Source organism: Kitasatospora sp. NPDC057542, from assembly GCF_042801945.1.
Lineage (GTDB): Bacteria > Actinomycetota > Actinomycetes > Streptomycetales > Streptomycetaceae > Kitasatospora.
In genome coordinates this window covers 1-8278 of sequence record NZ_JBHVFE010000406.1, presented here as the reverse complement: position 1 = coordinate 8278, position 8278 = coordinate 1, and the positions used below count along the sequence as shown (strand labels likewise).

6 protein-coding genes are annotated in these 8278 nt (G+C 70.1%); 5 read left to right on the top strand and 1 reads right to left on the bottom strand.

Annotated features, from left to right (window positions below; all coding sequences use genetic code 11):
* Positions 1-42: 42 nt before the first annotated feature.
* Positions 43-2688: a transglycosylase domain-containing protein gene (locus ACFU7Y_RS34460; protein WP_224277686.1), complete on the bottom strand. Its 2646-nt coding sequence runs from the start codon at positions 2686-2688 to the stop codon at positions 43-45.
* A 353-nt stretch (positions 2689-3041) separates the two neighbouring features.
* Here ACFU7Y_RS34460 and ACFU7Y_RS34455 point away from each other — a divergent pair, with 353 nt between their 5' ends.
* The 5 genes from ACFU7Y_RS34455 to ACFU7Y_RS34435 all read left to right on the top strand — a co-directional run bounded on the left by ACFU7Y_RS34455 (position 3042) and on the right by ACFU7Y_RS34435 (position 8230).
* Complete coding sequence (locus ACFU7Y_RS34455) at positions 3042-3740, top strand: PadR family transcriptional regulator (RefSeq protein ID WP_224277684.1); 699 nt, start codon at positions 3042-3044, stop codon at positions 3738-3740.
* Between the two features lie 126 nt (positions 3741-3866).
* Positions 3867-4949 (top strand): inositol-3-phosphate synthase, encoded by a 1083-nt coding sequence (locus ACFU7Y_RS34450; RefSeq protein ID WP_224277682.1) that lies wholly within the window; start codon positions 3867-3869, stop codon positions 4947-4949.
* 119 nt (positions 4950-5068) lie between these two features.
* Positions 5069-6391 carry an MFS transporter gene (locus tag ACFU7Y_RS34445; protein ID WP_224277681.1) on the top strand — a complete coding sequence of 441 codons (1323 nt, stop codon included), beginning with the start codon at positions 5069-5071 and terminating at the stop codon, positions 6389-6391.
* Positions 6392-6499: 108 nt separating this feature from the next.
* Positions 6500-7180, top strand: a complete 681-nt coding sequence (locus ACFU7Y_RS34440) for a hypothetical protein (protein ID WP_224277720.1) — start codon at positions 6500-6502, stop codon at positions 7178-7180.
* A gap of 63 nt (positions 7181-7243) precedes the next feature.
* On the top strand, positions 7244-8230 hold the full coding sequence (locus ACFU7Y_RS34435) for a hypothetical protein (protein WP_224277718.1): 987 nt from the start codon (positions 7244-7246) through the stop codon (positions 8228-8230).
* Positions 8231-8278: the final 48 nt, after the last annotated feature.

The window sequence follows — 8278 nt, the reverse complement described above, 5'->3', positions numbered from 1 at the left end:
CCTCCGAGGAGGACCGCCACCGCCGTTCCGGGTTCCGCCGGGCTACTGCCCGGGAGGCATGCCCTGTTGGCCGCCGGTGTTGCTCGGCGTCGGCTTGCCGCCGCCGCCACCGCCGCCCGGCTTGCCGCCCCCGCCGCCACCGTTGCCCGGCGGCGTACTGTCCGTCGGCGAGGGCTGCGTCGGGCAGCCGATCACCGGCAGACAGGTGTTGCCCGGGTGCGGGTTCCTGCTGTTCGACGGGCTCGGCTGGTCGCCGGGGCAGTCGACACCGGGCACGCAGGTCTGGGTGGGCTGCGGCTGCACCGGCGGCTGCGGCGCCTGCGACTGGGGCGTCTGGGCCGACGGGCTGTCGGTCGTGCTCGGGGCCGTCGTCGCGGTGGCCGTGGACGGCGCGCCGGAGGAGTCCACCTCGGTGCCGACCGGCTGCGGGGTCGGGAAGTCCATCTTCTTCTCGTTGGCCAGCGCGGCCTTCATGTACCGGGTGAAGACATCGGTCGGGATGTCACCACCGTGGATGGACTCCTTGCCGCCGGTGCCGTTGAGCGACTGCCGCTCGTGCTTGGCCGGGTCCTCGCGCCACATCGCCACGCTGGTCACCAGCTGCGGGGTGTAGCCCACCCACCAGGCCGACTTGTTCTGGTCGGTGGTACCGGTCTTGCCGGCCACCGGGCGGCCCAGGTCCTTGGTCTTCTTACCGGTACCGTTCACCGCCACGTTCACCAGCACGTCGGTGACGTTGTCGGCGACGGCCGGCTCCAGCGCGACCTTGGGCTCCTTCTTGCCGAAGCCCGGGCGCTCCACGCCGCTCACCTCGACCTTGGTGACCGAGTACGGCTCGGCCTCCTTGCCGCTGGCCGCCAGGGTGCCGTAGGCGGTGGCCATCCGGATCGGGCTGATGGTGGAGGTGCCGAGCGGGAAGGTCGCCGTCTTCGGGTCGGCGAGGCTGTCCTTCTTGACGCCCATCTGCACCGCGATGTCGGCCACGTTCTGGCCGCCGACGTCCTGGTTGAGCTGCACGAAGGGCACGTTGTACGAGTACTGCATGGCCATCCGCAGCGAGACGTAGCCGCGCTTGCCGGAGTCCTCGTTCTTCTGCCGGTACGGCTTGCCGTCGTCGCCGATCACCAGCGAGCCGTCCGGCTTGCGGATCTCGGACATGTCGTCGGCGAGGTAGCGGCTGTCGGCGTTTATCCGCTTCGGCTTGCCCTTGTCGTCCTTCGCGGTCTGCACGCCGGTCTGCATCGCGGTGGCCAGCACGAAGGGCTTGAAGGTCGAGCCGACCTGGACGCCGGTGGCGTCGGCGTTGTTGTCGAAGTGGCCGTTCTCCACGCCGTCGCCGCCGTAGAGGGCGACGATCGCGCCGTCGCCGGGGCGGATGCTGGCGGAACCGAACTGGATGTTGGTGTCGTTGTCCGGCCGCTTCTGCGGGTTGAGGTTCTCCGCCTTGACGGCGTCGACGGCGCTCTTCAGCGCGTCGACCTTGTCCTTCTCGAAGGTGGTGTAGATCTTCAGGCCGCCGCGGTCGATCATCTGCGGGGTGATCGTCTTGTCGGTGGCCATCACGTACTTGTTGGCGGTGTCGACCAGGTAGCTGATCTCACCGTTCATGTTGGAGCTGGGCTTCTGCGGGATCGGGTCCGGGAAGGCGGTGCACTTGGCGCGCTCGTCCGGGGTGATGGCCTTGGTGTCCACCATCTGGTCCAGGATCCAGTTCCACCGGCCCTGGGCCCGTTCCTTGTTGGCCGGGTTGGTGGGGTCGTAGTACGTCGCACCCTTGAGCAGACCGGCCAGCATGGCGCTCTGGCAGACGTTGAGGTCCTTGGCGTTCACCCCGTAGTACGCCTCGGCGGCCGCCTGGGCACCGTTCGCACCGCGGCCGAACCAGCTGGTGTTCAGGTAGCCGGTGAGGATCTCGTTCTTGTCCTTGTCCTGGTTGATCTTCAGCGTGATGAAGAACTCCCGCACCTTGCGGCTGAGGGTCTGTTCCTGGCTCAGGTAGGCGTTCTTCACGTACTGCTGGGTGATCGTCGAGGCGCCCTGGGTCTCACCTCCCTTCGCCATGTTCCAGACGGCGCGGAGCATGCCCTTGGGGTCGATGCCGCTGTCGGTCTTGAAGCTCTTGTTCTCCGCGGCGATGACGGCGTTCTGGAGGTTGGGGCTGATGTCCTTGAGCTCGACGATCTGACGGTTGGTCTGGCCCTTGCGGGTCATCTCCGTGTTGTCGGCCCAGTAGTAGATCGTGTTCTGGTTGTTCACCAGCTTGTTCAGCTCGGGGACCTCGGTGGTCTGGTACAGGTAGAACACCAGGCCCACGAAGCAGCCGAAGACCAGCAGGAAGCCGCTCAGCCACTGCTTCCAGGACGGCAGCCAGCGCCGGACGCCGGTCTTGCCGAACCGCGGGTAGTCGATGAAGCGCTTCTTGCCGGGGCCGGCGGCCGCGGCGGCGGAGGCCGCGACGGCATCGCGCCGGCCGCCTCCCTTGCCCTTCTTCTGGGCAGCCTTGCGCATCTCCGCACGGGTCATCCGGGGCTGCTGCGCGGTCTCCCTGACACCCGAGGGGCGTCGTCGGCCGACGCCGTCCGAGCGCAGCTCGTCGGGCCCCGGCCCACCTCCCCGACGGCCGCCGCCGCCCGGGGGCTGCTGCCCGTCACCGCCCGGGTCGGGCGTCCTTCGCCGTCGCTCGCTCATCTTCCAGCCACTCCTCGCCAGGCGTTTCCAGCCTGAAGGCAGGGTTCACGTCCGATGCCCGCAAACCGCCCTGATCACGGAGGTGGTCCTCGTGCACACGCGACAGCGTACGCAGCACGGAAACACAACTAATCGGACATCAGTTGCCAATGCCCGCAAAACGGCGACAGATCATTACACGCCCGTTGCCAATCCCGCCCGCGCGTCGGCTTGTGATCACATTCACGCGTGCCCCCCTTGCCGGTTCCGGGGGCCGGGTTTACTGTTCTCGATATATCGAGCCGATACATCGAAGCGGAATACCGCCGGATGCAGCGGCCGGACGGACGCCGAGAGGGAGGAGGACGACGGCAGTGGGCAGACGCTCAGGAGTGCTGGAGTTCGCCGTCCTCGGACTGCTCCATGACGCCCCGATGCACGGCTACGAGCTGCGCAAGCGGCTGAACATCCTGCTCGGAACGTTCCGGGCGCTCTCCTACGGGACGCTCTACCCCTGCCTGAAGAGCCTGGTCGCCCAGGGCTTCCTGGTCGAGGACAACCCGGACGTCGAGTACGTCCCGGCCACCGCGCTCAACGGCAAGCGGTCCAAGATCGTCTACCGGCTCTCCGCCGAGGGGAAGCAGCGCTTCGAGGAGTTGCTCGCCGACTCCGGCCCGGACGCCTGGGAGGACGAGCACTTCGGCGTGCACTTCGCGTTCTTCGGCCAGACCGACCGCGCCGTGCGGATGCGCGTCCTGGAAGGACGCCGCAGCCGGCTGGAGGAGCGGCTGGAGCGGATGCGCAACTCGCTGGCCCGCGCCCGCGAGCGGTTCGACGACTACACCGTCGAACTCCAGCGGCACGGACTGGAGTCGGTGGAGCGCGAGGTCCGCTGGCTCAACGAGCTGATCGAGACCGAGCGGTCCAACCGCACCGGCCGGACCGGCCCCGACACCGGCGGCACCGCCGCCGATCCCCGCAAGACTTCGGACGGCCGTGGCCAGGAGACCGGGTCCCCGGACCCGTCCGGGCCACCGTACGACCGCCCGGGGCGCTCCGCCCAGGAGCGCTGACACCGCGCCAGCCCTGTGCCGCGCGGCAGGATTGGGCGCCTCGCGCCCTTACATGCAGTCATCGAAGAAGCAGGACGAGTTCCGCCGACCCCGGCGGTCCTCATGAGATCACAGGGAGCAACCGGAATGGGTTCGGTTCGCGTAGCCATCGTGGGCGTGGGCAACTGCGCCGCGTCGCTGGTGCAGGGTGTCGAGTACTACAAGGACGCCGACCCGGCCGGCAAGGTCCCCGGGCTGATGCACGTCCAGTTCGGTGACTACCACGTCCGTGACGTGGAGTTCGTCGCCGCCTTCGACGTCGACGCCAAGAAGGTCGGCTTCGACCTGGCCGACGCCATCGGCAACAGCGAGAACAACACCATCAAGATCTGCGACGTGCCGCCGACCGGCGTGACCGTCCAGCGCGGCCACACCCTCGACGGCCTGGGCAAGTACTACCTGGAGACCATCGAGGAGTCGGACGAGGCGCCGGTCGACGTCGTCCAGGTCCTCAAGGACCAGCAGGTCGACGTCCTGGTCTGCTACCTGCCCGTCGGTTCCGAGGACGCGGCCAAGTTCTACGCCCAGTGCGCCATCGACGCCAAGGTCGCCTTCGTGAACGCCCTGCCGGTGTTCATCGCGGGCACCAAGGAGTGGGCCGACAAGTTCACCGAGGCCGGCGTGCCGATCGTCGGTGACGACATCAAGTCCCAGGTCGGCGCGACCATCACGCACCGCGTGATGGCCAAGCTGTTCGAGGACCGCGGTGTCATCCTCGAGCGCACCATGCAGCTGAACGTCGGCGGCAACATGGACTTCAAGAACATGCTCGAGCGCGAGCGCCTGGAGTCCAAGAAGATCTCCAAGACCCAGGCCGTCACCTCGCAGATCCGTGACCGCGAGCTGGGCGCCAAGAACGTCCACATCGGCCCCTCGGACTACGTGGCCTGGCTGGACGACCGCAAGTGGGCCTACGTCCGCCTGGAGGGTCGCGCGTTCGGTGACGTCCCGCTGAACCTGGAGTACAAGCTCGAGGTCTGGGACTCCCCGAACTCCGCCGGTGTCATCATCGACGCCGTGCGCGCCGCGAAGATCGCCAAGGACCGCGGCATCGGCGGCCCGATCCTGTCGGCCTCCTCGTACTTCATGAAGTCCCCGCCGGTCCAGTACTTCGACGACGAGGCCAGGGAGAACGTCGAGAAGTTCATCCGCGGCGAGGTCGAGCGCTGAACGGCTGACCGCCCGTAGCTCGTCGGAAGGGCCCACGGTCTCCGGATCGTGGGCCCTTCACGTTTTCGCGGCCAATGTTTCACGTGAAACGACGGCCGGTTCCATGGCACTCTGGGCGGGTGGCGATCACCGAGAACGGCAGCACCCACCAGTCCGCGCACCGCGCCACGCTCCTGGACCTGTTGAAGGGCCGCGACTTCCGGCGGCTGCTGACCGCCCGGGTGCTCTCCCAGCTCTCGGACGGCGTCTTCCAGGTCTCGCTCGCCGCGTACGTGGTCTTCTCCCCCGAGAAGCAGTCCTCCCCCGCCGACATCGCCTCGGTGCTGGCCGTGATGCTGCTGCCGTTCTCGGTGATCGGCCCGTTCGCCGGTGTGCTGCTGGACCGCTGGCGCCGCCGCCAGGTGCTCTACTTCGGCAACCTGGCCCGCTTCGGGCTGGGCCTGGGCACCGGCGCGCTGCTGCTGGCGGAGGCGCCGACCTGGCTGTTCTTCGCCTCGGCCCTGCTGGTCACCGCGCTCAACCGTTTCATCCTGGCCGGCCTGTCCGCGGCCCTGCCCCGGGTGGTGGAGCAGGACCAGCTCGTCACCGCCAACGCCCTCTCCCCCACCCTCGGAACGGTCGCCGCCGCCTCGGGCGGGGGCATCGGCTTCCTGCTGCACCAGCTGATGGCCCCCGGGCCGAAGGCCGACGCCGCCCTGGTCGCGGTGGCCGCACTGCTCTACCTGTCGGCCGCGCTGGCCGCCCGGCGGATGGACCGCGACCTGCTCGGCCCGGAGCAGCACGAGGACCGGCCCGGGATCGGCCAGGCGCTGGTCCGGGCCGCCGTCGAACTCGGTGCCGCGGTGCGCCACCTGGTCCGGGACTGCCGGCCCGCCGTGCACGCGCTGGCCGCCGTCACCGCGGCCCGGTTCTGCTACGGCGTGCTGATCGTGGTCGTGGTGATGCTCGCCCGGTACACCTTCAACGACCCGACCGACAGCGCGGCCGGGCTGGTCACCCTCGGCCAGGCGGTCGGTCTGTCCGCCGCCGGGTTCTTCGTCGCCGCACTGGTCAGCCCCGGGTGCACCCGCCGGCTGGGCCTGGCCGGGTGGATGACGGTCTGCCTGGTCGCCCCGGTGGTCTTCGTCCCCGCCCTGGGGCTGAGCTTCACGCTGGCGCCCTGCCTGCTCGCCGCCCTGCTGCTCGGGGTGGTCACCCAGGGCACCAAGATCTGCGCCGACACGGTGGTGCAGGAGTCGGTCGAGGACGAGTACCGCGGCCGGGTCTTCGCCATCTACGACGTCCTGTTCAACGTCGCCTTCGTGGCCGCCGCCCTGGTCACCGCGCTGGTGCTGCCGCTGTCCGGCCGCTCGGTCGCGGTGGTGCTCGGGCTCGCCGGGGTGTACGCCCTGACGGCGGTCCTCTACCTGCGCGCCGCCCACCGGAACCCGCTCTCCCGGTGACCTGGCCTCCTGGGCCCCATGGGGGTACCGGGCCGATGGCGTCCGACCGACTCGCTAAGGTACTCAAACCTGTCGGAACGACAGAACTCTGTCTCGGGGGACGACCTGATGAGCACACCGCCCAATCCGTACGGACCGCCCTCGCCGGCCCCGGTCGGCCCGCCCGGCGCACCGCCGTACGGGGCACCCGTTCCCCCGTCGTACGGGGCACCCGCTCCCCCGCCGTACGGGGCACCCGCTCCCCCGCCGGCCGCGCCGTACGGACCGCCGCCGGCCTACGGGCAGCCCGCGCCACCGGCCCCGCCCGGCTACGGACCGCCTCCGGCGTACGGACAGCAGCCCTACGGCCAACAGCCCTACGGGCAGCAGCCGCCCCCCGGGCCGTACGGACAGCCGCAGCCCGCCCCGGCGACGCCGGCCGCGCCGGCCGCCAAGCGCGGCATCCGGTCCAAGCTGCGGATCGTCGGGGTGGTCGGCGGCTGCGTGGCGCTGGCGGTTGGCTACTTCGTGGCCGGGCCGAGCGTCAGCAGCGCCAAGCCCGGCGACTGTGTGCGGACGAGCGGCTCCCGCGACGTCGAGATCGTCAAGTGCACTGATTCCAAAGCGAATTACCGCGTGCTGTCGAAGTTCGAGGGCACCACGGACGTGACCCGCTGCAAGCAGACCCCGCAAGCCACGAGCGTGGTCTCGGGCCAGAGCGGCCGCCGCTGGAACAAGAAGCGGTACGTGCTCTGCCTCGGCCCGCTGGCACCCGCCACCACCGGTGTCCCGCCGGTGAAGAAGTCCTGAACTCTTCCGCCTCTCCTTTCCCGGGGGACCTCCTTGTCCGCTCCGCCTCCGCCTCCGCCCCAGATGCCGTACGGCCCACCGCCGGGCGCCGGCAACCCGTACGCCTCCGGCGGCTCCTACGGCGCCCCGCCCCCGCCGCCGGCCCCGCCCGGGTACGGCTACCCGAGCGCTCCGCCGCCGCCCGAGCAGCCGTACGGCGTCCAGCCCCCACCGGGCGGTTACGGCTACGGGTATCCGCCGCCGCCCCCGGTGGACGGGACCACCTGCCGGTTCTGCGGCGGCTACCCGGCGGTGAACGCCACCGTCCGCGGCCACCAGGGCCTGGCCATCGCCTACCGGATGCTGCGGATGACCGGCCCGTTCTGCCGCACCTGCGGCACCGCGACGGTGCGCGACATGTCGGCCCGAACGCTGGTCCAGGGCTGGTGGAGCCCGGTGTCCTGGCTGCTGACCCCGATCACGCTGCTGCTGAACCTCGGCCCGCACAACAAGTTCAAGCAGCTGCCGCCACCCGTCCCGGGCAGCCACGGCCCGCAGCTGAACCCGGGCGTCGCGCTGACCCGCCGGCCGCACATGGCGATGCTGCTGGTGCCGGTCTCGCTGGCGGTCGCCCTGACCCTGGCCCTCAGCGGGGTGATCGGCCAGAAGCCCGACGACTCGCACACGGTCGTCGACCCCTCGCCGAGCCCGAGCCGGTACACCATCCCGCCACCGCTGCCCAGCCCCACCTTCACCCTGCCGCCCTACACCCCGCCGCCGCTGCCCACCCCGACGTACACCCTGCCGTCCTACACCCCGCCGGCCGCCGACCCGGCCGACGCCGCCAAGGCCGGAGACTGCCTGCACAACGACGGAAGCGACACCGACCCGAAGATGACTGTGCTGCCCTGCACGGACGCCAAGGCCCAGTACAAGGTGATCTACAAGTACACCGGCACGTCCGACAAGGAGTCCTGCAGCAAGCAGCCGAAGACGACCAGCACGTACTGGGTCAAGCACCCCCTTCTTCCGTCCCTCGACTACGTCCTGTGCCTGCGGGCGGTCGGCTGAGGAACGCGAAGAGGGGGTGGCCCGGGCCCGGGGCACCCCCGCATCGCG